The 22,905-nt window shown below is 74.3% G+C and carries 21 protein-coding genes and 1 riboswitch; of the genes, 20 read left to right on the top strand and 1 reads right to left on the bottom strand.

Features of this window, described 5'->3' with window-relative positions; all coding sequences use genetic code 11:
• Positions 1 to 6 precede the first annotated feature (6 nt).
• The 7 genes from rpe to KW076_RS08590 all read left to right on the top strand — a co-directional run bounded on the left by rpe (position 7) and on the right by KW076_RS08590 (position 6,983).
• On the top strand, positions 7 to 690 hold the full coding sequence (rpe, locus tag KW076_RS08620; RefSeq protein ID WP_224354967.1) for a ribulose-phosphate 3-epimerase: 684 nt from the start codon (positions 7 to 9) through the stop codon (positions 688 to 690).
• Positions 691 to 694: 4 nt separating this feature from the next.
• A riboswitch (FMN riboswitch) is annotated at positions 695 to 840 on the top strand.
• 83 nt (positions 841 to 923) lie between these two features.
• The gene (gene pnuC / locus KW076_RS08615) at positions 924 to 1,631 is read left to right on the top strand and encodes a nicotinamide riboside transporter PnuC (protein WP_224354966.1); all 708 of its coding nucleotides are present in this window, start codon (positions 924 to 926) and stop codon (positions 1,629 to 1,631) included.
• Positions 1,628 to 2,743, top strand: a complete 1,116-nt coding sequence (gene ribD, locus KW076_RS08610; RefSeq protein ID WP_224354965.1) for a bifunctional diaminohydroxyphosphoribosylaminopyrimidine deaminase/5-amino-6-(5-phosphoribosylamino)uracil reductase RibD — start codon at positions 1,628 to 1,630, stop codon at positions 2,741 to 2,743. Before pnuC ends, ribD begins: the two co-directional genes overlap by 4 nt.
• A 19-nt stretch (positions 2,744 to 2,762) precedes the next feature.
• Positions 2,763 to 3,416, top strand: a complete 654-nt coding sequence (locus tag KW076_RS08605; protein WP_224354964.1) for a riboflavin synthase — start codon at positions 2,763 to 2,765, stop codon at positions 3,414 to 3,416.
• A complete protein-coding gene (ribB, locus tag KW076_RS08600) occupies positions 3,413 to 4,693 on the top strand; it encodes a 3,4-dihydroxy-2-butanone-4-phosphate synthase (protein WP_224354963.1) in 1,281 nt (426 codons plus the stop codon). The genes KW076_RS08605 and ribB overlap by 4 nt, the downstream gene beginning before the upstream one ends.
• Before the next feature lie 76 nt (positions 4,694 to 4,769).
• A complete protein-coding gene (gene ribH / locus KW076_RS08595) occupies positions 4,770 to 5,264 on the top strand; it encodes a 6,7-dimethyl-8-ribityllumazine synthase (protein WP_224354962.1) in 495 nt (164 codons plus the stop codon).
• Between the two features lie 30 nt (positions 5,265 to 5,294).
• Positions 5,295 to 6,983, top strand: coding sequence for a DUF4232 domain-containing protein (locus tag KW076_RS08590; RefSeq protein ID WP_224354961.1), 1,689 nt, complete (start codon positions 5,295 to 5,297; stop codon positions 6,981 to 6,983).
• A gap of 30 nt (positions 6,984 to 7,013) precedes the next feature.
• Here KW076_RS08590 and KW076_RS08585 read toward each other — a convergent pair whose 3' ends face one another.
• Entirely contained in the window at positions 7,014 to 7,445 is a 432-nt protein-coding gene (locus tag KW076_RS08585) for a hypothetical protein (RefSeq protein WP_224354960.1), read from the bottom strand.
• 74 nt (positions 7,446 to 7,519) lie between these two features.
• Here KW076_RS08585 and KW076_RS08580 point away from each other — a divergent pair, with 74 nt between their 5' ends.
• The 13 genes from KW076_RS08580 to KW076_RS08520 all read left to right on the top strand — a co-directional run bounded on the left by KW076_RS08580 (position 7,520) and on the right by KW076_RS08520 (position 22,856).
• Positions 7,520 to 7,783, top strand: a complete 264-nt coding sequence (locus KW076_RS08580; RefSeq protein WP_224354959.1) for a phosphoribosyl-ATP diphosphatase — start codon at positions 7,520 to 7,522, stop codon at positions 7,781 to 7,783.
• Between the two features lie 27 nt (positions 7,784 to 7,810).
• Entirely contained in the window at positions 7,811 to 8,659 is an 849-nt protein-coding gene (gene hisG, locus KW076_RS08575) for an ATP phosphoribosyltransferase (RefSeq protein WP_224354958.1), read from the top strand.
• A gap of 47 nt (positions 8,660 to 8,706) precedes the next feature.
• Entirely contained in the window at positions 8,707 to 9,477 is a 771-nt protein-coding gene (gene hisF, locus KW076_RS08570; protein ID WP_224354957.1) for an imidazole glycerol phosphate synthase subunit HisF, read from the top strand.
• Positions 9,478 to 9,546: 69 nt separating this feature from the next.
• A complete protein-coding gene (hisI, locus tag KW076_RS08565; RefSeq protein ID WP_224354956.1) occupies positions 9,547 to 9,942 on the top strand; it encodes a phosphoribosyl-AMP cyclohydrolase in 396 nt (131 codons plus the stop codon).
• A complete protein-coding gene (locus KW076_RS08560; protein ID WP_224354955.1) occupies positions 9,939 to 11,486 on the top strand; it encodes a chorismate-binding protein in 1,548 nt (515 codons plus the stop codon). Before hisI ends, KW076_RS08560 begins: the two co-directional genes overlap by 4 nt.
• On the top strand, positions 11,486 to 12,055 hold the full coding sequence (locus tag KW076_RS08555; RefSeq protein ID WP_224354954.1) for a Trp biosynthesis-associated membrane protein: 570 nt from the start codon (positions 11,486 to 11,488) through the stop codon (positions 12,053 to 12,055). The genes KW076_RS08560 and KW076_RS08555 overlap by 1 nt, the downstream gene beginning before the upstream one ends.
• A gap of 124 nt (positions 12,056 to 12,179) precedes the next feature.
• A complete protein-coding gene (locus KW076_RS08550) occupies positions 12,180 to 12,509 on the top strand; it encodes an HGxxPAAW family protein (protein WP_224354953.1) in 330 nt (109 codons plus the stop codon).
• Positions 12,509 to 13,321 carry an indole-3-glycerol phosphate synthase TrpC gene (gene trpC, locus KW076_RS08545; RefSeq protein WP_224354952.1) on the top strand — a complete coding sequence of 271 codons (813 nt, stop codon included), beginning with the start codon at positions 12,509 to 12,511 and terminating at the stop codon, positions 13,319 to 13,321. The genes KW076_RS08550 and trpC overlap by 1 nt, the downstream gene beginning before the upstream one ends.
• Positions 13,322 to 13,349: 28 nt before the next feature.
• Positions 13,350 to 14,660 carry a tryptophan synthase subunit beta gene (gene trpB / locus KW076_RS08540; RefSeq protein ID WP_224354951.1) on the top strand — a complete coding sequence of 437 codons (1,311 nt, stop codon included), beginning with the start codon at positions 13,350 to 13,352 and terminating at the stop codon, positions 14,658 to 14,660.
• An 8-nt stretch (positions 14,661 to 14,668) separates the two neighbouring features.
• The gene (trpA, locus tag KW076_RS08535; RefSeq protein ID WP_224354950.1) at positions 14,669 to 15,499 is read left to right on the top strand and encodes a tryptophan synthase subunit alpha; all 831 of its coding nucleotides are present in this window, start codon (positions 14,669 to 14,671) and stop codon (positions 15,497 to 15,499) included.
• Complete coding sequence (gene lgt, locus KW076_RS08530; RefSeq protein ID WP_434084374.1) at positions 15,496 to 16,503, top strand: prolipoprotein diacylglyceryl transferase; 1,008 nt, start codon at positions 15,496 to 15,498, stop codon at positions 16,501 to 16,503. The genes trpA and lgt overlap by 4 nt, the downstream gene beginning before the upstream one ends.
• Positions 16,504 to 16,750: 247 nt before the next feature.
• Positions 16,751 to 21,403 carry a glutamate synthase large subunit gene (gltB, locus tag KW076_RS08525; RefSeq protein WP_224354949.1) on the top strand — a complete coding sequence of 1,551 codons (4,653 nt, stop codon included), beginning with the start codon at positions 16,751 to 16,753 and terminating at the stop codon, positions 21,401 to 21,403.
• Positions 21,396 to 22,856, top strand: a complete 1,461-nt coding sequence (locus tag KW076_RS08520; protein WP_224354948.1) for a glutamate synthase subunit beta — start codon at positions 21,396 to 21,398, stop codon at positions 22,854 to 22,856. The genes gltB and KW076_RS08520 overlap by 8 nt, the downstream gene beginning before the upstream one ends.
• Positions 22,857 to 22,905: the final 49 nt, after the last annotated feature.

The raw sequence follows: 22,905 nt of genomic DNA, 5'->3' as shown, positions 1-22,905 counted from the left end.
AGCACCGTGAGCGCCCACCCCTGCATCCACCCCTCGATCCTCTCGGCGGACTTCGCCCGCCTCGCCGACGAGCTGGCTCGCATCCCCGGCTCGGACGCCGTCCACGTGGACGTCATGGACGGGCACTTCGTGCCGAACTTGACCCTGGGGCTCCCCGTGGTGGAGGCCATCCGGGCGGCGACGGACCTGCCCTTGGACATCCACCTGATGATCGAGGACGCCGACCGCTGGGCTCCCGCCTACGCCGACGCCGGGGCGGAGTCCGTGACGTTCCACGCCGAGGCCGCCCGCGCGCCGATCGTCCTGGCCCGCTCCCTGCGGGCCGCCGGGGCGCAGGCCGGTCTGGCGGTGCGGCCAGCCACCCCGATCGAGCCGTACCTGGACCTGCTGCCCGAGCTGGACATGCTCCTGATCATGACCGTCGAGCCCGGCTTCGGTGGGCAGTCGTTCCTGGACGTGACGCTGCCCAAGATCCGCCGGGCGCGGCAGGCCCTCGACGGTGCCCCCGTGCCGGTGCGACTCCAGGTGGACGGCGGCGTGAACCGGGAGACGATCCTCCGTGCCGCCGAGGCGGGCGCCGACGTGTTCGTGGCCGGTTCCGCCGTGTTCGGCGCCGACGACCCCGGCGCCGCGATCGCCGGTCTGCGCGACCTGGCCGCCGGCGTCGCCCCCGCGTGCCATACTCGCTGACAGCAACGTGCTCCGAGATGCGGTGGAAGTCCGCACCGGCGGTGACAGCCCGCTAACCGCGCGTCCGCCCCTCGCCCGAGGGACCCGGACCGCGGCCTGACCGGTGGAATTCCGGTGCCGACCGTACAGTCGGGATGGGAGAGGCACGCGGCCGAGCCCTCCTGCGCCCGTCGGCGCGGACAGGGTCCCGGAGCGCACCCCTCGGAGCCTGATCCGAGGAGGAACCGGTCGGCATGCAGTGGCTCGTGGACGTCTTCAACTGGACCATCCCCGTCGCCGGCGGCGGCCTGCTCATGCGCGAGGTCGTCGGCAACGTGTTCGGGCTCGCCTCCGCCCTGGGCGGCATGGCCCGCAAGGTCTGGGCGTGGCCGGTGGGCATCCTCGGCAACCTGCTGCTCCTCACCGTCTTCCTGGCCTCCCTGTTCAACGACGCCCCCCACGCCACGCTCCTCGGCCAGGCCGGCCGCCAGGTCATGTTCATCGCCGTGTCCGTCTACGGCTGGAAACGCTGGCGGGACGCTCAGCGCGGCCGGGCCGACCACGCGCCCGCCATCACCCCGGAATGGGCCGGCTGGGGCAACCGGGCCTTCCTGGCGGTCGCCCTGGTGCTGGGCACCGTGGCCCTCACCCCGGTCTTCCGCGCGCTCGGCTCGTGGGAGCCGGTGTGGGCGGACGCCTGGACGTTCGTCGGCTCGCTGCTGGCCACGTACGGCATGGCCCGCGGCTGGGTGGAGTTCTGGCTGATCTGGGTGGCCGTCGACGTCGTCGGCGTGCCCCTGCTGTGGTCCTCCGGGTACTACGCGTCCGCCGTGATGTACGCCTTCTACGGGGTGTTCACCCTGACCGGCTTCTTCGTGTGGATGCGTGCCCGGGACCGGGACAAGCCCGCCGTCGAGACCCTCCTGCCGGACGGCCCCGCACCCGAGGAGGCCGCCCGATGAGCGCCCCTGCCGCCCGCCACGACGACGCCGGCCGGCCCGCCGAGCCCCTCGACCTCGCGGCGGCGGCCGCCCTCGCCGGCGTGCGCGGCGCCAACCCGCTGGTCGGGGCCGTGATCACCGGCCCCGACGGCGCCGTCCTGGCCGTCGGGCACCACCGCGGCCGCGGCACCGCCCACGCCGAGGTCGACGCCCTGAACCGCTGGGCGGCCGCCCGCGCCGCGGATCCGTCCCTCCACGTCGACCCGGCCGCCTGCACCATCCACGTCACCCTCGAGCCGTGCGACCACACCGGCTCCACCGGGCCCTGCGCCGGCGCCATCCTCGACGCCGGCCTGGGGGCCGTCCGCTACGCGGTCGCCGACGCCACCGGCACCGCGGGCGGGGGAGCGGCACGCCTCACGCGCGCCGGGCTGCGCGTCGAGGGCCCCACCGGGCACGCCGCCTCGGCCGCCCTCACCGCCCGCTGGCGGCGCGTGCGCGACGCCGGCCGCCCGTGGATCACCGTGCACCTGGCCCAGTCCCTCGACGGGAGGGCCGCCGCCGCGGACGGCACCAGCCGGTGGATCACCGGCCCCGCCTCCCGAGCCCACGCCCACGCGGTGCGGGCCCGCGTGGACGCGGTCGTCTGCGGCACCGGCACCGTGGCCGCCGACGACCCGCGCCTCACCGCCCGGGACGCCGCCGGGGAGCAGCTGCCCGTCCAGCCTGTGCCCGTGGTCATGGGGGAGCGCGACCTCCCCGCCGGCGCAGCCCTGGCCGCCCGCGCCGACCTGATCCACGTGCGCTCCCACGACCCCCGCGCCGTGCTCGCGGCGCTGGCCTCCCGCCCCGGCCCGTGGCCGCACGGCGGCTCGCGCCCCGGCCACGTGCTGATCGAGGGCGGCCCCCACGTCCTCGGGGCCTGGCTGGCCGCCGGCCTCGTGGACGAGGTGTTCGCCTACACCGCACCGGTGCTGCTCGGGGACGGACTGCCCGGCGTCGCCGGCCTGGACGTCCCCACCCTCGCCGCGGGCCACCGGTGGGCGCCCGACCCCGCCGAGGACGGACCCGTGCGCGCCCTCGGCGACGACGTCCTCACCCACCTCGCGCCCGTCACCGACCCCGCCGACTGACGCCGACCGAAGGAGCCCCATGTTCACCGGGATCATCACCCACCTCGGCACCGTCCTCTCCCTCGAGGAGCGCCCGGAGACCGACACCGCCGTCCTCACCGTGGACGCGGGCGGCGCCCTCGACGGCCTGCCCGCCGGCGGCTCCCTCGCCGTGGACGGGGTCTGCCTCACCGCCCTCGACGACGACGCCGCCTCCGCCGCGCCCGGCGTCTTCCGCGCCGACCTCATGGGCCAGACCCTGCGCATGACCAGTCTCGGCGGCCGTCGCCCCGGGGACCGCGTCAACCTGGAGCGCTGCCTGCGCCCCACCGACCACCTCGACGGGCACGTCGTCCAGGGCCACGTCGACGGCACTGGCACCGTCCTGGCGGTCAGCCCGCACGGGGACTGGACCACGCTGCGCATCGGCCTGCCCGCCCGCCTGGCCCGCTACGTCGCGGCCCAGGGGGCCATCGCCCTCCAGGGCGTGTCCCTCACCGTCACCGGCGTGTCCCCGGCGGACGCGCGCGAGCACTGGTTCGAGGTTGGCCTCATCCCCGCCACCCTCGAGGCCACCACCCTGGGGCGGCTGGCCGCGGGGGACACCGTCAACCTGGAGACCGACGTCCTCGCCCGCTACGCCGAGCGTCTCGCCGCGATCCCCGCCCCGACCACCGAGGAGCCCCACGCATGAGCATCGACACCGCCGTCGAGCCCGCCGCCCCGGTGGACATCCGCCTGGACCCCGTCGCCGACGCCGTCGCCGCGATCGCGCAGGGTCGGCCCGTCGTCGTCGTGGACGACGCCGACCGGGAGAACGAGGGCGACCTCATCTACGCCGCGGCCCTGGCCACCGACGCCGTCACCGCGTTCACGGTCCGCCACACCTCCGGCGTGATCTGCGCGCCCCTGCCCGCAGAACTGGCGGACCGCCTGAACCTCCCGCCGATGACCGCCCGCAACGAGGATCCCAAGGGCACCGCCTACACGGTGTCCGTGGACGCGGTCGCCGGGGTCACCACCGGCATCAGCGCAGCTGACCGCACCGTCACCCTGCGCGTGCTCGCGGGGGAGGAGTCCACCGCCGCGGACCTGACCCGCCCCGGCCACGTCTTCCCGCTCCGCGCCGTCCCCGGGGGCGTGCGCGCCCGACGTGGGCACACCGAGGCCGGCGTCGAGCTGTGCGAGCTGGCGGATCTGCCCCCCGTCGCCGCCATCGCCGAGCTCGTCCACGACGACGGCACGATGATGCGCCTGCCCGCGCTGCGCGAGTTCGCGGACGAGCACAGCCTCGTGCTCATCTCCATCGAGGACCTCGTCGCCCACCTGCACGAACACCGCCCCGAGCAGCGCGTCGTCCCCGCGGAGGCCGCCCTGCCCACCGCCCACGGCGACTTCCGCATCTCCGTCCACCCCGACACCGCCACCGGAGCCGAGCACGTCCTCCTCGTCGCCGACCGTCCCGGGTCCGCCACGGGCGGCGACGCCGACGCGCCCGTCACCGTCCGCGTGCACTCCGAGTGCCTGACCGGCGACGTGTTCGGCTCCCTGCGCTGCGACTGCGGCCCCCAGCTGCAGGCCGCCCTCGACGCCGCCGCCCGCGACGGCGGGGCCGTGCTGTACCTGCGCGGCCACGAGGGCCGGGGCATCGGTCTGACCAACAAGATCCGGGCATACCGGCTCCAGGAGGAGGGCCTGGACACCGTCGAGGCGAACCTCGCCCTCGGCCTGCCCGCCGAGGGGCGCGCCTACGCCGGCGCCGCCGACCTGCTGCGCGAGGCCGGCCTCACCCGCATCCGCCTGGTGACCAACAACCCGGCCAAGGTGGACGCTCTGCGCGCGGCCGGCATCGACGTCGTCGAGCGCGTGCCGGCCCCCACCCCGGTGACCGAGCACAACGCCGCGTACCTGCGCACCAAGCGGGACCGCATGCACCACGAGCTCGCCGACCGCGACCTCGGCGACGCCTGAGCGCCGCCGTCCCACCCGGCACCCCCGACAGACACCCCGACCCGACCCCCGTCACGACCGTCCAGGAGGACACCCCATGAGCGGAGCAGGCGCCCCGACCCTCGCCCTCACCACCCTGACCGACGCCGACCGCGCGGCGGCCGGGTCCCTGCGCGTGGCCGTGGTCGCCGCGCAGTGGCACACGGAGATCATGGACGGCCTGATCGCCGGATCCCGGGCCGCCGCCGCGGACCTGGGCATCGACGTGGACCTGGTGCGCGTGCCCGGCACGGTCGAGCTGTCCGTGGCCGCCGCGCGCCTGGCCGCCACCCACGACGTCGTGGTGGTGCTGGGCGTCGTCGTCCGCGGCGGCACCCCGCACTTCGACTACGTGTGCCAGTCGGTCACCCAGGGGGTCACCGAGGTCTCCGTCCGCACCGGCGTGCCGGTGGGCTTCGGCGTCCTCACGGTGGACACCGTGGAGCAGGCCCGCGACCGCGCCGGCCTGCCGGGCTCGCAGGAGGACAAGGGGCGCGAGGCCCTCGAGGCGGCCGTGCTCACGGAGCTCGCGCTGCGCGCCGCGCTCGGCTGAGCGCTCGTGGACCACGCCTAGGATCGACGCGTGAACCCATCCGAGCGGACAGCGTCGCCCGATCCCGTCGCCGACCTCCTCCCGACGCTGCGAGCCCTGCCCCTGGTGCGGCGGCCGACCACGCCTGACCGCACGGCGCGCACGGTCGGCGCGCTGGGCTGGGTCTTGCTCGTGGCGGCGATGGTGGTCTTGGTGGTGGTCGGTTTCCACGCCGCTCGCCTGGGCAGGGACCCCGCGTTCCTCTTCGACTGTGATGACTTCAACCAGTGCGAGGACCTGTGGCTCGACGCGCGGACCCACTACCGCATGGTCACGCTCATCGCCGCACTGGCGGCTGCCGCAGGCTGGTTCCTGGCCGGCACCGGGCGCACCGCGCCGGTCCCGTCGACGCCCCCGATGGACGCTCGGCATCCCCGGTCGCCGCGCCGTCGCGGTGTGGACGCCCCCGCGGTGCTCGCCGCGCTGGGTGGCGGGCTCCTGACGGCGACGGCGGCCGGGTTCGCCACCTCGATGATGAGGTCCGGGCACCCCGGCCTTCCCGGTGCAGACGCGCTCGCCGGTGTCGTGGCGACGGCTCTCGTCAGTGCGACTCTGCTCCTGATCGTGGTGCCGCGGTGTCAGGCGGGGTGGGTGCTGCTCGTCGCGATCCCCCTCCTCGACATGCTGGCGCTCCTCCTGGGAGTCCTCGCCCTTCCGCAGTCCCTCAATCTCGTCGGCGCGGTCCTCGTCGGTTCCGCCACCGCGGCCGCGGTCCTCGGGCGCCGCTTCCTCGATGTCCACGGGCGAGGGGCCCGAGACGCCCATCGACTCGCAGGAACGGTTGCGGCGACCACCGCAGCGGTCGGACTGCTCGGCGTGCTCCCGCTGCTGGTGGCGTGGACCTTCGCCTGGCCGATCGGCGTGATCCTCACGTGCGCCGCGCTGGTGTGGCGAGGCCTGTGGTTCAGGTCGCTGGCGCGGACGTCGGACGGAGCGACGTCGTCCGCACCGGTGGAGGCAGAAGCGCCTCCGCGCGTCCTCTGGTCCGTCCTCGCCCCGGGCGCGGTGGCGATCGCCCTCCTGGCCGTCTGGGCCGCCTGGCCGGTGCCCGCGCCGCCGGCGGACGCCAGGCCGCCGGACAACGTGGTGCCCCCACCGACGCCAGCCCCTGCGCCGGTGCCCGGCACGGCCTCGGCGGACCCGACGCGAAATCCGCAGGCTCGCCCCACGCCGGTGGCGGTCCCTCCGGACATGCCCGCCTGCGCGCCGGAGCAGCTGACCCTCCAGGTGACCGGCTTCGACAGCGCGATGGGCAAGAGCGGCGCGGGGATCAGGGCCGCGAACACCGGCTCCCAGCCCTGCGCCCTGCGGGGGCGCCCGGTCATCACCATCATCCAGGGCGGCGACCCCATCGACCTGCGCCCGGTGCCCATGGACGACAGGACGGGTGAGGTCCCGGCCGCGGACCTCGCCCGGGAGGACCCGGACTCCGGTGCGGTCCTGGCGCCCGGAGGCACCGCGACGGCGGGGCTGTTCTGGCCCGGGTACCGCAACGCCGCGGATCAGACGACGCCCCAGTCCGTGTCGGTCGCGCTCACGGTAGGCGGACCGTCGATCCCCGCGCCGATCACGGGAGACGGCACGGTGAGCGGGTCGCCCGGCCCGGCGCCGTTCGACCTCAAGGACGGGGTGCCCGGCGGCGCCGAGCTGCGGGTGGGGGCCTGGACGCCGTCGACCTGAGGCACGGGCCGCGGGCCGCCGGTGTGGCGGTCACCGGCACAGGAGGGGGACGTCGGCCTCGGACGTGATGGGCGCTCCTCCGCGCCCACCCGGTTGGCCCTCGCACCATTCCTCGGTCCCGGCCGCGAACAGGCTCAGGACCAGGGGAGCGGCCACCGCCAGGAGGAGCAGCGCCACCGCGACGGTGAGCACGCTTCTCGCCGCGGGGGCCCGGGCGTGGCGTGCCGCGGCCGTCCCGGCGACCGCCGTGAGCAGGGCCGCCCCGAGGGGCAGGGCCGAACGGAGCGTGGCCGGCCCGGCGGAGGACGACGCGTGGGCGACGGCCGAGCCTCCGACCACGACCAGGCAGAAGAGCACGGGCACGATCAGCAGCGCCCAGACGACGATCAGGGCCCGGGGCACCCCCGGTGACGAGTCGGAACAGGCGGCTGCGGTGGCGGATGGCCGGCGGGGCGTGGTCACGGGTCCATCATGCCGGTCCGTCACACGGCGACGACGGGGCCGAGCGCCCGGCCGCCGTCGGTAGGCTGACCTGCGTGAAGACCTTCGAAGAGCTGTTCGCGGAACTGACGCGCAAGGTGGCCGAACGCCCGGAGGGCTCCGGCACGGTGGCCCAGATCGACGCGGGCGTCCATGCGATCGGCAAGAAGATCGTCGAGGAGGCCGCCGAGGTGTGGATGGCCGCCGAGTACGAGTCCCATGACGCGGCCGCCGAAGAGATCTCGCAGCTGCTCTACCACGTGCAGACCATGATGATCGCCAAGGGCATCGGCCTCAAGGACGTCTACCGCCACCTCTGAGCCGTCCCACCCCCAGGAGAGACCGAAGTGCTGCGCATCGCCGTGCCCAACAAGGGCGCCCTGTCCGAGTCCGCCCGCGAGATCCTCATCGAGGCCGGCTACCGCCAGCGCCGCGACTCCCGCGAGCTCGTCCTCGTGGACCCGGAGAACAACGTCGAGTTCTTCTACCTGCGCCCCCGGGACATCGCCGTGTACGTCGGCCAGGGCACCCTGGACGTGGGCCTGACCGGCCGCGACCTCTTCCGCGACGCCCGCGTGGGGGAGACGGCGGAGGAGATCATGGCACTGGGCTTCGGCAAGTCCGTGTTCCGCCTGGCCGCGCCGGTCGGCTCGTTCACCTCGGCGGAGGAGCTCGCCGGCAGGCGCATCGCCACCTCCTACGACGGCCTGCTCACCGAGTACCTGGCCGAGTCCGGCCTGGACGCGCGCGTGGTGCACCTCGACGGCGCCGTCGAGTCCTCCGTGAAGCTCGGCGTGGCCGACGCGATCGCCGACGTGGTGGAGACCGGCAGCACCCTGCGCGCGGCCGGCATGGAGACCTTCGGCGAGCCGATCCTGGACTCGGAGGCCATCATGATCGCCCGCGTGGGCGCCCGGCCCGAGGGCCTGGACGTGCTGCTGCGCCGGCTCAAGGGCGTGCTCGTGGCCCGCCGCTGGGTCATGATCGACTACGACATCCGCCGCGACCTGCTCGAGCAGGCCACCGCGGTCACCCCGGGCCTGGAGTCCCCGACGGTGTCCCCGCTGCGCGACGAGTCCATGGTGGCCGTGCGCTCCATGGTCCGCAAGGCGGACGCGAACCGCGCGATGGACGACCTCTACGACCTCGGCGCCCGGGGCATCCTGATCTCCGCGATCCACGCGATCCGCCTCTGACGCCCCCGCGCCGCCCCGTTCCCGACAGCCCTGAAGGAGCCCGCCCCATGACCGTCGCCGTGCGCGTGATCCCCTGCCTGGACGTGGACGCCGGCCGGGTGGTCAAGGGCGTGAACTTCGAGAACCTCCGCGACGCCGGCGACCCGGTCGAGCTGGCCGCCCGCTACGGGGCGCAGGGTGCGGACGAGCTCACCTTCCTGGACGTCACGGCGACCACGGGCGACCGCGCGACCATGTTCGACGTCGTCACCCGGGCGGCGGAGCAGATCTTCATCCCGCTGACCGTGGGCGGCGGCGTGCGCTCGGTCGAGGACGTGGACCGGCTCCTGCGCACCGGCGCGGACAAGGCCTCGGTGAACTCGGCCGCGGTCGCCCGTCCCGAGCTGATCGGGGAGATCGCGCGGCGGTTCGGCAACCAGGTGCTGGTGCTCTCCCTCGACGCGCGGCGCACCCGGGACCCCGGCTGCGCCTCCGGCTACGAGGTCACCACGCACGGCGGCAGGAAGGGCACCGGCATCGACGCCGTCGCGTGGTGCCGGGAGGCCACCGAGCGCGGCGTGGGGGAGATCCTCCTGAACTCCATCGATGCCGACGGCACGCGCGACGGCTTCGACCTGGAGATGATCCGCGACGTGCGCGCGGTGACCACCGTGCCGCTCATCGCCTCCGGCGGGGCGGGCCTGCCGGAGCACTTCCCCCCGGCCGTCGACGCCGGCGCCGACGCCGTGCTCGCGGCCTCGATGTTCCACTTCGGCCCGGACGACATGATCGGCCAGGTCAAGGACGCCCTCCGCGCCGCCGGGCACGTCGTGCGTTGACCACGCCCGCGGTCCGGTCGGTGCGCTGACGGCCGTCACATGAGGGGTCCCTCCCTAGAATGGACTCCCATGAGCCCCTCCGACGTCGTCGCCGACCTGCCGCCCCTGATCTTCGACGAGCGCGGGCTGATCCCCGCGATCGCCCAGCAGCACGACTCCGGCGAGGTGCTGATGATGGCGTGGATGAACGAGGAGTCGCTGCGACGCACCCTGGAGGACGGCTGGGCCACGTACTGGTCCCGCTCCCGGCAGGAGTACTGGCGCAAGGGGGAGACCTCGGGGCACCTCCAGCGCGTGCTCGCCGTCGCCGCGGACTGCGACGGCGACACCCTGCTGCTGACCGTGGACCAGACCGGCCCCGCGTGCCATACGGGCACGACGTCGTGCTTCACGGACCGGCGCTTCGCCGCGCCGACGGCCGCCGACGAGGACCCGCAGACCGAGGACGCGGAGGCGGTCCGATGAGCGGCGTCGTGCCCTCGCGGGAGGAGTTCCTGGCGGTCGCGCCGACGTCGCGCGTCATCCCCGTGGTGCGGAGGGTCCTCGCGGACGGGCTGACCCCGCTGGCGATCCACCGCCGCCTGGCCGACTCGCGACCGGGCACGTTCCTCCTGGAGTCCGCGACGCCGGGCGCGGCGTGGTCCCGGTACAGCTTCATCGGCGCCGGCTCCGCCGCGACCCTCACCGCGCGTGGCGAGGACGCGGTCTGGCTGGGCGAGCCGCCGGAGGGCCTGCCGACCGAGGGCCGCGCGCTCGACGTGCTCGCCGAGTCCCTCCGCCTGCTCAGCACGGACGCCCGCACCCGCGTGGACGCCGCGCTGCCCCACCTGGTCTCCGGCATGGCCGGGTTCCTGGGCTGGCCCGCGGTCCGGGCGTGGGAGCGCCTGCCGCACCCGCCCGAGGACCACCTGGGCCTGCCGCTGCTGGCGATGAACCTCATCTCGGACCTGGCCGTGCACGACGCCCAGGACGGCACCGTCACGCTCATCGCGCTGGCGATCAACGGCGACGGCCTCGCCACGGGCGCGGAGCGCGCCTACGACGACGCCGTCGCTCGCCTGGAGGACATGGTCGCCCGCCTGCGCGCGGGGGCTGAGGACCCGGTGGACGAGGTGCCGCGCCGCTGGCTCGACGCCACGGCGGAGGAGGTCGCGGCCGAGGCCGAGGACCGCTGGGGCGCGGCGGGCTTCCGGGACGCCGTCGGGCGGGCGCAGCAGGCCATCACGGACGGCGAGGTGTTCCAGATCGTCGTGTCCCGCCGCTTCTCCGTGGACACGGCGGCGTCGGGGGTGGACGTGTACCGGGTGCTGCGCATGGTGAACCCGAGCCCGTACATGTACCTGTTCTCCTTCCAGACCCCGGACGGTGAGCCCTACGAGATCGTCGGCTCGTCCCCGGAGGCGCTCGTCACGGTGCAGGACCGCCGCGTGGTCACCCACCCGATCGCCGGCTCCCGCCGCCGCGGCGCCACGCCGGAGGACGACCGCCTGCTCGGCAAGGAGCTTGCGGAGGACGAGAAGGAGCGGGCCGAGCACCTGATGCTCGTGGACCTCTCCCGCAACGACCTCTCCCGCGTCTGCGAGGCGGGCACCGTGGAGGTCACCCAGTTCATGGAGCTGGAGGCGTTCAGCCACATCCTGCACCTGGTCTCCCACGTGGAGGGCCGCCTCCGCGACGACGTCACGTCCCTCGACGCCCTGCGGTCCGCCTTCCCGGCGGGCACGCTCTCCGGCGCGCCGAAGCCGCGGGCGCTGCAGCTGCTGGACGAGTGGGAACCGACGGAGCGCGGCCCCTACGGCGGCGTCGTCGGCTACTTCGACCTCGCGGGGAACATGGACATGGCCATCAACATCCGCTCCGTCACGCTGGCGGGCAGGCAGGCGCACGTTCAGGCGGGCGCGGGGATCGTCGCGGACTCCGACGCCGACGCCGAGACCGCCGAGACCGTCACCAAGGCGACGGCGCCCCTGCGCGCCGTGCTGACCGCCGCCGAGCTGAGGGGGGCCTGATGCGCCGCCGCTGGATCGTGCTGGCCGCACTGCTGGCCGGAGTGCTCGTCCTCGCCGCCACCGGGCAGACCTGGGTGACCGCGTCCGGCCTGGAGGGCAGCCCCGTCCCGCAGGCGACGGCGGGCGGCGGCCGCGTGGCGCCCGTCGCCACCGCGCTGGCCCTCGTGGTCATGGCCGGGGCGCTGGCGCTGACCACGGCCCGGCGCGTGGGCGTGGTGCTCGTGGGCGTGCTGATGACGCTGGCGGGCGTGGTCATCGCTTCGACCGCCGTGACCGCGGCGCTGGATCCCGTCGCGGCCGCCGCCGGGGCGGTCTCCGAGCTCACCGGCACCACGGCCCCGGCCGCGGCGTACGCGGTGTCGGCCTGGCCCTGGGTCTCCGCCGCGGGCGGCGTGATGGCGGCGGTGCTGGGCGTGGCGACGCTCGTCGTCGGGCCCCGCTGGGCCGCGAGCCGGCGCTTCGAGTCGCCCGCGACGGCGGACGAGCCCGCCGCGGCGGCGCCGCCGTCCAGGCACGTGGACCGCATGGACGCCTGGGACGAGCTCTCCCGGGGCGAGGACCCCACCTGAGCCGGCCGGCGCGGCGGGGCCTGCGCGCGCCGCGCCGGGGGTCAGGCCCGGCCTGGCCCGCGCGCGGCGTGGCACAATGAACAGCAGTCGTCATCACCGCATCCAGAGGAACGAGGGACTCCCCATGAGCCACACCGAGGCCACCGTGAACCACACCGCCCAGGCCGGCGCGCACGCCGCCGGGCACACCACGGGGCACACCGCCTCCCGTGAGGTCGTCGTCACCGAGGACGGCCGCGTCCTCAACGACCCGACCCATGCGAAGGTGCCGGGCCACGGCAACTCCCCGGCCGCCTGGGCCATGGCCGGCCTCGTGGTGCTCGGCTTCCTGGCCGGTTGCATCGGTCTGCTCAATGACGCCCTCGTCATCGTCTGGATCGGCGTCGCCGTCATCGTCGTCGGCGTCCTCGTGGGCATCGTCGGCGGCAAGGCCGCCGGCCGGTCCGACCACTGATGCCGGAGACCGTCCTCGACTCCATCGTCGCGGGGGTCCTGGAGGATCTGGCCCCGCGGCGTGAGGCGGTCCCCGAGGCGCGCCTCCAGGAGCTGATCGCCCAGGCGCCGGCACCGCGGGACGCGTACGCCGCGCTCCGCGACGGCCGCTCTGACCCCGCGGGGATCCACGTCATCGCCGAGGTCAAGCGGCGCAGCCCGTCCAAGGGCGCCCTGGCCGAGATCACCGAGCCCGCCGCGCTGGCCGCCTCCTACGCCGACGGCGGGGCCGGCGCGATCTCCGTGCTCACCGAGCAGCGCCGCTTCGGCGGCTCCCTCGCCGACCTGGACGCGGTCCGGGCCGCCGTGGCACGGCCGGTGCTCCGCAAGGACTTCACGGTCACGGAGTACCAGATCCTCGAGGCGCGCGCCCACGGCGCCGACCTCGTGCTGCTGATCGTCGCCTCCCTGGACGACGCGCGGCTGCGGGGCTTCCGCGAGCTCGCCGAGTCCCTGGGCATGCACGCCCTCGTCGAGGCGCACACCTCCGAGGAGATCGCCCGCGGCGTCGACTCCGGCGCGCGCATCCTGGGCGTCAACGTGCGCAACCTGAAGACCCTGGACGTGGACCCCGACCGCTACGCGGCCCTCGCCGGCGACCTCCCCGAGGACGTCGTGCGCGTCGCCGAGTCCGGCGTCGAGTCCGAGGCGCAGGTGCGGCAGTACGCCGCCGCCGGCGCCGACGCGATCCTCGTGGGGGAGGCGCTCGTCCGGCACGGCGCCCCCGCCGACGCGCTGCGCGCGTTCCGGGCCGCGTCCCTCACCGTCCGCTGACCGTCCCCACCCCCTAGGAGGGCACACCATGACCAGCACCGAGTCCGTCGACGTCGCGGGGCCGTTCCAGGACCAGCCGGGGCCGTACTTCGGCCGCTACGGCGGGCAGTGGATGCCGGAGTCCCTCATGGCGGCCCTGAAGGAGGTGGCCGACACCTACGAGGCCGCCCGCCAGGACCCCGAGTTCCTCGCCGAGCTCGAGGACCTCTACGCCAACTACGTGAACCGTCCCTCCCTGCTCACCGAGGCCCCCCGGTTCGCGGCCGAGGTGCCGGGCGTGCGGATCTTCCTCAAGCGCGAGGACCTCAACCACACCGGCTCCCACAAGATCAACAACGTGATCGGCCAGGCCCTGCTGGCGCGGCGCATGGGCAAGACCCGCCTGATCGCGGAGACCGGCGCCGGCCAGCACGGGGTGGCCACGGCCACCGCCGCCGCGCTGTTCGGCATGGAGTGCACGGTGTACATGGGAGAGGAGGACACCCGCCGGCAGGCCCTGAACGTGGCCCGCATGCAGATGCTCGGTGCGGAGGTCATCCCCGTGACCATCGGCGCCCGCACGCTCAAGGACGCGATCAACGAGGCGCTGCGCGACTGGGTCGCCTCCGTGGACACCACGCATTACCTGATGGGCACGGTCACGGGCCCGCACCCGTTCCCCGCCATGGTGCGCTACTTCCACTCCGTGATCGGCGAGGAGGCGCGCGAGCAGATCCTGGCCCAGACCGGCCGGCTGCCGGACGCCGTCGCGGCGTGCGTGGGCGGCGGGTCCAACGCCATGGGCCTGTTCCACGGCTTCCTCGACGACCCTGAGGTGGAGCTCTACGGCTTCGAGGCCGGCGGCGACGGCGTCGAGACCGGCCGTCATGCCGCCTCCATCACCCTGGGCCGCACCGGCGTGCTGCACGGTGCGCGCACCTACCTGATGCAGGACGAGGACGGGCAGACGATCGACTCGCACTCGATCTCCGCCGGCCTGGACTACCCGGCCGTCGGGCCGGAGCACGCCTTCCTCAACGACACCGGCCGGGCGACCTACGAGCCCGTCACCGACACGGAGTGCATGGACGCGCTGCTGCGCCTGACCCGCACCGAGGGCATCACGCCGGCCATCGAGTCGGCCCACGCCCTGGCCGGCGCCCTGCGCCTCGCGCGCCGCTGGCGGGACGAGGGCCTCGTCGGGGAGGGCACCCCGGAGGGCGAGGAACGGATCATCATCGTCAACCTGTCCGGTCGCGGGGACAAGGACGTCGCCACGGCCGCCGCCTGGTTCGGCCTGGGCGAGGCGGACGAGCAGAAGGACCCGCTCGAGGAGATGACCCCCGGAGAGGAGCAGTGAGCGCCCCCATGAGCACTCCCGACCAGCAGCACGAAGCCACGGCGGAGAAGCCGTCGACGGCCGGCGACGCCATCGAACGCGCGCGCGCCGCCGGGCGCACCGCCCTGATCGGGTACCTCCCGGCGGGCTACCCGAGCATCGACGAGTCCGTCGAGGCGGCCGTCCAGCTCGGGGAGAACGGCGTCGACGTCATCGAGATCGGCCTGCCGTACTCGGACCCCGTGATGGACGGCCCGGTCATCCAGGCCGCCACGAGCCACGCGCTGGCGAACGGCTTCCACACGCGCGACGTGTTCGAGGTGGTGCGCCGCATCACCGAGCGCACGGAGGCCGCCGTCGTGGTGATGACCTACTGGAACCTCGTGGACCGGATGGGCGTCGACGAGTTCGCGCGCCGACTCGCCGAGGCCGGCGGCGCCGGTCTCGTGACCCCGGACCTCGTCCCCGAGGAGGCCGGCGAATGGTTCGAGGCCTCGGAGGAGCACGGCCTGGACCGCATCTTCCTCACCGCGCCGTCCTCGTCGGACGAGCGCGTCCGCCTGGCCGTGGAGTCCTCCCGCGGCTTCGTCTACGGCGTCTCCGTCATGGGCGTCACGGGCGCCCGGGGCAAGGTCTCCGACGCCGCGGAGCGCGTCGTCGCCCGTGCCAAGGCCGCCGGCGCCCGCAACGTGTGCGTGGGCCTGGGCATCTCCTCGGCCGACCACGTCCGGGAGATCGGCTCCTACGCGGACGGGGCCATCGTCGGCACCGCCCTCGTGAAGGCGCTGCGCGACGGCGGCCCCGAGGCCGTCGGGGCACTGGCGCGCGAGCTGGCCGCCGGCACCGCGAAGGAGTCCTGAGCGTGGGCAGCGGAGCGCTGACGCCGCTGGCCGCGTTCCCCGCGCCCGTCTGGGACGGGTTCGAGCTCGGTCCCATGAAGATCCATGCCTACGCGCTGTGCATCATCGCGGGCATCGTGGTGGCCCTCTGGCTGTCGGGCCGTCGCTGGGCGGACCGCGGGGGCCCCGAGGGCCGCGTCCTGGACATCGCGCTCTGGGCCATCCCCTTCGGCTTCGTCGGCGGGCGGCTCTACCATGTGTTCTCCTCGCCGGACCTGTACTTCGGCCCCGGCTACGACGGCACGGGTGACCCGATCAAGATCCTCTACGTGTGGAACGGCGGCCTGGGCATCTGGGGCGCCATCGCGCTCGGCGCGGTGGGCGCGTGGATCGCGTGCCGCCGGTACGGCCTGCGCCTGACCGCGTTCGCCGACGTCGTGGCACCCGGGGTGCTGCTGGCCCAGGCCATCGGCCGCTGGGGCAACTGGTTCAACCAGGAGCTCTTCGGCGGGCCCACCACGCTCCCGTGGGGGCTGACGGTGGACCCGGCGAGCCCGAACTTCCCGGCGCAGTACGCCCCCGGCACGCTGTTCCACCCGACCTTCCTGTACGAGAGCCTCTGGAACCTGCTCGGCGTGGCGGTCCTGCTGCTGGTCGACCGCCGGCTGCACCTGCGCCACGGCGCCATGCTGTGGTCCTACGTGGCGTGGTACACCGCCGGGCGCACGTGGATCGAGATGATGCGCATCGACGACGCCGAGCTGGTCACCCTCTTCGGCGTCACCCAGCGGCTGAACGTGTGGACCTCGCTGCTGATGTTCGCGATCGCCCTCGCGTTCCTGATCGGCATCCTGCTGCGCCACCGCGGCGCGGCGGCCGGTCCGCACGCCCGGCAGAGCGTCTGGCGTGACGGCCACGGGCCCGTGGGAGAGGACGTCGAGGGCGCCGGACCCGCTGCGGCACCCGCCGTCCGCACGACCCAGGGCGGCTCCGGCTCCCACGCGTGGGACGACGTCGGCGCCTGACAGTCCCGCCCCTCGAGGGCCCCTCCGCCGCTGCGGAGGGGCCCTCGTCGTCCCCTCTCGGGGCCGCCGAACGCCCGACGGTCCCCACCGGACGGGCTGCCGAGAGGCCTGCGTCACACAACCGGCCCGTGTGAACGGGAGCACAGTGACGGGTGTACTGTCTTCCCGTCCCGGAGTGACCGTTCCGGGGCGAGGGGCCGACGCCGTCCCCGTCCGAGCACCTGCGCACCCGGAAAGGACGGCGACCATGACCGTTGCCCCCCTGTCCGCTCCGACCCCCCGTTCCGGGCGGTCGGACGATCCCTTCGTCCGCTACGCGGCGTTCCCCGAGCCCCAGGGCCTGTACGACCCGGCCCGGGAGACGGAGAACTGCGGTCTGGCCGTCATCGCCACGCTGCGTGGCACCCCCGGCCACGACATCGTCGAGCACGCCCTCACCGCGCTGCGAGCCCTGGAGCACCGCGGCGCCGTGGGCGCGGACGAGGGCACCGGCGACGGCGCGGGTCTGCTCACCCAGCTCCCGGACGAGCTGTTCCGGGCCGTCCTGGACGTGGAGCTGCCCCCCGTGGGGGAGTATGCCGCCGGCATCGCCTTCCTCCCGCCGCTCGAGGGCGAGCGCGCCGAGGCCAAGGCGGCCGTCGAGGAGCTCGCCCAGGCCGAGGGCCTCGACGTCCTGGCCTGGCGCGTGGTCCCCACCGACCCCTCCGCGCTGGGCACGGGCTCGCGCGCGGCGATGCCCTCCTTCGAGCAGGTCTTCCTCGCGCTGGCCGAGGGTGAGGACGGCACCGAGCCGGGGCAGTCCCTCGACGTGCGGGCCTGGCGCCTGCGCCGCCGTACCCAGTCCCGGGCCGGCGTGTACTTCCCGTCCCTGTCGTCGCAGACCATCGTCTACAAGGGCATGCTGACCACCGCCCAGCTCGAGCCGTTCTACCCGGACCTCTCCGACCCGCGGTTCACCACGCGGCTGGGCATCGTGCACTCCCGGTTCTCCACGAACACCTTCCCGTCCTGGCCGCTGGCCCAGCCCTTCCGCACGATCGCGCACAACGGCGAGATCAACACGGTCAAGGGCAACCGCAATTGGATGCGCGCCCGCCAGGGCCAGCTCAAGCACCCGATGCTCGGGGAGGTGCCGGAGGAGCTGTTCCCGCTGATCAGTCCCATCGGCTCGGACTCGGCCTCCTTCGACGAGGTCGCGGAGCTCCTGATGCTGTCGGGCCGGCCGCTCACCCAGGCCGTGATGATGATGATCCCGGAGGCCTGGGAGAACCACGCCACCATGGACCCGGCCCGCCGCGCGTTCTACCAGTACCACTCGATGCTCATGGAGCCGTGGGACGGCCCCGCCGCCGTCGCGTTCTCCGACGGCACGCAGGTAGGGGCGGTCCTGGACCGCAACGGACTGCGTCCGGCCCGCTACTGGGAGACCCGGGACGGCCTCGTGGTGCTCGCCTCCGAGGTGGGCGTCGTCTCGATCGACCCCGCCGACGTCGTCCGGAAGGGACGCGTGGCCCCCGGCCGCATGTTCCTGGTGGACACGGAGCAGGGCCGGATCGTCGAGGACGAGGAGATCAAGGCCGAGGTCGCCGCCGCCGCGCCGTGGGAGGAGTGGGTCTCCCAGAACCTCCTGGACCTCGACGCGCTGCCCGAGCGCGAGCACCTGCGGCCGTCGTCCGAGTCCATCCAGCAGCGTCAGCGGATCTTCGGCTACACGGCGGAGGAGCTGCGCGTCCTCGTCGGCCCCATGGCCCGTGACGGCGCCGAGCCTCTCGGCGCGATGGGCACCGACACGCCCATCGCGGTGCTCTCGAAGCGTCCGCGCCTGCTCTTCGACTACTTCGTGCAGTCCTTCGCGCAGGTGACGAACCCGCCGCTGGACGCCATCCGCGAGGAGCAGGTCACCTCGATGCGCACCGGGATCGGTCCGCAGGGCAACGTGCTCTCCGCGGAGCGGGTGCATACCCGCCAGGTGGACGTGCCGTTCCCGGTGATCGACAACGACCAGCTGGCCCGCATCCAGCACCTGCGGGACGGCGACGGCGGCCGGCTGGCCCTCAAGGTGACCGGCACCTATCGGGTGGCCGGCGGGGCCGAGGAGCTCCGCACCCGCCTGAAGGAGATCTGCGAGCAGGTCTCCGCGGCGGTGAACCGCGGCGTCGAGTACGTCGTGCTCTCGGACCGGGGCGCGACGGCGCAGTGGGCGCCGATCCCGTCCCTGCTGCTGACCTCGGCCGTGCACCACCACCTGCTGGCCAGCGCCAACCGGACCCGCACGTCCCTGGTCGTCGAGGCCGGCGACGTCCGCGAGGTCCACCACGTGGCCGTCCTGCTGGGCTACGGCGCCTCCGCCGTGAACCCGTACCTGGCCATGGAGTCCGCCGAGGAACTCGTCCGCACGGGCGAGATCGAGGGCGTCACCGCCGAGCAGGCCGTGGCGAACCTGATCAAGGCCCTCGGCAAGGGGGTGCAGAAGATCATGTCCAAGATGGGCATCTCCACCGTGGCCTCCTACACGGGCGCCCAGACCTTCGAGGCGCTCGGCCTGTCCCGCCGGTTCGTTGACCGGTACTTCGCGGGCACCACCAGCCCGCTCGACGGCGTGGGCCTGGAGGTGGTCGCCGCGGAGATCCAGGCGCGCCACGAGTTCGCGTACCCGCCGGACGGCAACGACATCAACCCGTACCGCGAGCTCGAGGTGGGCGGCGAGTACCAGTGGCGGCGCGAGGGCGCCCCGCACCTGTTCAACCCGGAGACCGTCTTCCGCCTGCAGCACTCCACCCGGGAGCGCCGCTACGACGTGTTCAAGGACTACACGCGGCGCGTCGACGGCCAGGCGGAGGAGCTGATGACCCTGCGCGGGCTGATGCGGCTGCGCTCGGAGGACCGCACCCCGGTGCCGATCTCCGAGGTGGAGCCCGTCGAGTCGATCGTCCGGCGCTTCTCCACCGGCGCCATGTCCTACGGATCCATCTCCCAGGAGGCGCACGAGACCCTGGCGATCGCCATGAACCGACTCGGCGCGCGCTCCAACTCGGGTGAGGGCGGCGAAGACCCCGAGCGTCTGCTGGACCCGGAGCGCCGGTCGAAGATCAAGCAGATCGCCTCGGGCCGGTTCGGCGTGACCAGCCTGTACCTGACCACCGCCACGGACCTGCAGATCAAGATGGCCCAGGGCGCCAAGCCCGGCGAGGGCGGCCAGCTCATGGGCGCGAAGGTCTACCCGTGGGTGGCGCGGACCCGGCACTCCACCCCCGGCGTGTCCCTGGTGTCGCCGCCCCCGCACCACGACATCTACTCGATCGAGGACCTGGCCCAGCTCATCCACGACCTCAAGCGCTCCAACCCGGCGGCGCGGGTGCATGTCAAGCTGGTCTCGGAGTCGGGCGTGGGCACCGTGGCGGCCGGCGTGGCCAAGGCGAAGGCCGACGTCGTGCTGATCTCCGGCCATGACGGCGGCACGGGCGCCTCCCCGCTGAACTCGCTCAAGCACGCCGGCACACCGTGGGAGCTCGGCCTGGCCGAGGCCCAGCAGACGCTGATGCTCAACGGGCTGCGTGAGCGGGTGACCGTGCAGGTCGACGGCCAGCTCAAGACCGGCCGCGACGTGGTGGTCGCCGCCCTGCTCGGCGCGGAGGAGTTCGGCTTCGCCACCGCCCCGCTCGTCGTCTCCGGCTGCATCATGATGCGCGTGTGCCACCTGGACACCTGCCCGGTGGGCGTGGCCACGCAGAACCCCGAGCTGCGCTCCCGGTTCACCGGGAAGCCGGAGTTCGTGGTCAACTTCTTCGAGTTCGTCGCCCAGGAGGTGCGCGAGCTGCTCGCCGAGCTGGGCTTCCGGACCCTCGACGAGGCGATCGGCCACCGCGAGCTGCTGGACGTCGACGCCGCCCTGCACCACTGGAAGACGGAGGGCCTCGACCTCTCCGGCATCCTCGCGGACCCCTCGGTGGGCCGCCGCGCGGGCGCCGCGGACGCGCCGATGCGTCGCATGGTGGACCAGGACCACGACCTCGCCGCCCACATCGACAACCGCCTGATCGCCCGACTGGGGGACACCCTCGCGACGGGCGCCCCCGTGGTGATGGACGAGTCCGTGGTGAACACGGACCGCTCGATCGGCACGATGCTCGGCCACCACGTCACCAGCACCCGGCTGGCCGACGAGCTGCCGGCAGACACGATCACCGTGCGGCTCACCGGTGAGGCGGGGCAGTCCCTCGGCGCCTTCCTCCCGGCCGGCGTCACGCTGCGCCTCGACGGCGACGCGAACGACTACGTCGGGAAGGGCCTGTCCGGCGGCCGCGTGGTCGTCCGCCCAGACGCGACCGCCCCCTTCGCCGCAGAGGACAACACCGTGGCGGGCAACGTGATCGGCTACGGCGCCACCTCCGGCGAGCTGTTCCTGCGGGGCCGCGTGGGCGAGCGGTTCCTCGTGCGCAACTCCGGCGCGACCGCGGTCGCCGAGGGCATCGGCGACCACGGCCTGGAGTACATGACCGGCGGCGAGGCCCTCGTGCTCGGAGAGACCGGGCGCAACCTGGCGGCCGGCATGTCCGGCGGCCGCGCGTGGATCCTCGACCTGGACCGGGCCGACCTGAACCCGCTGGCCGTCCGCGAGGGCGATCTGCTCCTCTCCACCCCCTCCGCGGCGGACCGGGAGCGCATCGCCGCGCTGCTGCGCACGCACCGGGCGGAGACGGGCTCCGCCGTCGCCGAGCGGCTGCTCGCGGACCTCGACGCCGGCGGCGACGCCGCCCAGGGCGTCTGGGACCGCTTCACGACCATCCTGCCCCGCCGGTACGACCTGGTCCTGCGGACCCGGGCCGAGGCGGTGGCCGAGGGACTCGACCCGGACGGAGAGGCCGTCTGGGACCGACTGCTGGAGGTGACCCGTGGCTGATCCGCGCGGATTCCTGAAGAACCGGGAGCGCGTCGAGCGCCCCACGCGCCCGGTGCCGGTGCGCATCATGGACTTCAAGGACGTGTACGTCCGTCAGGACGAGGCCGTCGTGCGCACCCAGGCGAGCCGCTGCATGGACTGCGGCATCCCGTTCTGCCACTCCGGCTGCCCCCTCGGGAACCTCATCCCCGAGTGGAACGACCTCGTGCGCCGCGGGCGCTGGGAGGACGCGGCCGCCCGGCTGCACTCGACGAACAACTTCCCCGAGGTCACCGGGCGCATCTGCCCGGCCCCCTGCGAGGATGCGTGCACGCTGGGCATCAACCAGCCCGCCGTGACCATCAAGCAGACCGAGGTCGCCATCGCCGAGCAGATCTTCGACCATGACTGGCTGGAGCCGGTCGTGCCGACCCGGATCAACGGCCACACGGTGGCCGTGGTCGGCTCCGGGCCGGCCGGACTGGCCGCGGCCCAGCAGCTCACGCGGGCCGGCTTCACCGTGGTCGTCTACGAGCGGGACGACCGCCCCGGCGGCCTCCTGCGCTACGGCATCCCGGACTTCAAGCTGGAGAAGGACGTCCTGGACCGCCGCCTGGCGCAGATGGAGGCGGAGGGCACGCGCTTCCGCACCGGGGTGGAGATCGGTCGGGACCTCGCGTGGGACGCCCTCAAGGCCCGCTTCGACGCGGTGATCGTGGCCACCGGCGCCCCCGTGGGACGGGAGCTGCCCGTGCCCGGCCGCGGCCTGGACGGCATCCACCTGGCCATGGACTACCTCGTGCAGTCCAATCACGCCACCGCCGGCGACGACGTGCCCGGCCAGATCACGGCGGAGGGGCGTCACGTCGTCGTCCTGGGCGGCGGCGACACCGGTGCGGACTGCATCGGCACCGCGCACCGCCAGGGCGCGGCCTCGGTGACCACGCTCGCGATCGGCCAGCAGCTGCCCGTGGACCGTCCGGTGCACCAGCCGTGGCCGACCGTGCCGAAGGTCCACCAGATGACCACGGCCGACGCCGAGGGCGGTCAGCGTGAGCACCTCGCCTCCACCGTGGAGTTCCTCGGCGACGAGAACGGCCGCGTGCGCGCCCTGCGCGTCGCGGAGACCGAGTACCGGGCGGACGGCACCCGGGGGCCCAAGGCCGGCACCGAGCGCGAGGTCAAGGCGGACCTGGTGCTGCTCGCCCTGGGCTTCACGGGGGTCGAGGAAGAGGCGCTGACCGCGCAGCTGGCCGTGCGCACGGAACGCGGCCTCGTGGCCCGGGCGGGGACCTACGAGACGGACGAGCCCGGCGTCTTCGTCTGCGGCGACGCCGGGCGCGGCGCCTCCCTGGTCGTGTGGGCCATCGCCGAGGGGCGCGCGTGCGCGCAGGCCGTGGACGAGTCCCTCGAGAGCTGGTCGCGGCTCCCGCACCCGGTGGACCCCACGGACCGGGGCCTCGTCCTCGGCTGAGACCTGCGTCACCCCGCACCGGCGGAGCGCGGACCCGTCCCCCTCGGAG

The organism is Micrococcus porci, from assembly GCF_020097155.1.
In the GTDB taxonomy this organism is placed as follows: domain Bacteria; phylum Actinomycetota; class Actinomycetes; order Actinomycetales; family Micrococcaceae; genus Micrococcus; species Micrococcus porci.
The sequence above is the reverse complement of the archived record's forward strand: the minus strand, read 5'-3'. Positions and strand labels throughout refer to the sequence as shown.

Bases quoted from the DNA above. Each gene is read 5' to 3' on its own strand.
- hisI (WP_224354956.1), top strand. From the start codon at position 9,547: ATGAGCCCCTCCGACGTCGTCGCCGACCTGCCGCCCCTGATCTTCGAC.
- pnuC (WP_224354966.1), top strand. From the start codon at position 924: ATGCAGTGGCTCGTGGACGTCTTCAACTGGACCATCCCCGTCGCCGGC.
- gltB (WP_224354949.1), top strand. From the start codon at position 16,751: ATGACCGTTGCCCCCCTGTCCGCTCCGACCCCCCGTTCCGGGCGGTCG.
- ribH (WP_224354962.1), top strand. From the start codon at position 4,770: ATGAGCGGAGCAGGCGCCCCGACCCTCGCCCTCACCACCCTGACCGAC.
- trpC (WP_224354952.1), top strand. From the start codon at position 12,509: ATGCCGGAGACCGTCCTCGACTCCATCGTCGCGGGGGTCCTGGAGGAT.
- trpB (WP_224354951.1), top strand. From the start codon at position 13,350: ATGACCAGCACCGAGTCCGTCGACGTCGCGGGGCCGTTCCAGGACCAG.
- KW076_RS08560 (WP_224354955.1), top strand. From the start codon at position 9,939: ATGAGCGGCGTCGTGCCCTCGCGGGAGGAGTTCCTGGCGGTCGCGCCG.
- ribD (WP_224354965.1), top strand. From the start codon at position 1,628: ATGAGCGCCCCTGCCGCCCGCCACGACGACGCCGGCCGGCCCGCCGAG.
- KW076_RS08605 (WP_224354964.1), top strand. From the start codon at position 2,763: ATGTTCACCGGGATCATCACCCACCTCGGCACCGTCCTCTCCCTCGAG.
- hisF (WP_224354957.1), top strand. From the start codon at position 8,707: ATGACCGTCGCCGTGCGCGTGATCCCCTGCCTGGACGTGGACGCCGGC.
- KW076_RS08550 (WP_224354953.1), top strand. From the start codon at position 12,180: ATGAGCCACACCGAGGCCACCGTGAACCACACCGCCCAGGCCGGCGCG.
- trpA (WP_224354950.1), top strand. From the start codon at position 14,669: ATGAGCACTCCCGACCAGCAGCACGAAGCCACGGCGGAGAAGCCGTCG.
- ribB (WP_224354963.1), top strand. From the start codon at position 3,413: ATGAGCATCGACACCGCCGTCGAGCCCGCCGCCCCGGTGGACATCCGC.
- KW076_RS08555 (WP_224354954.1), top strand. From the start codon at position 11,486: ATGCGCCGCCGCTGGATCGTGCTGGCCGCACTGCTGGCCGGAGTGCTC.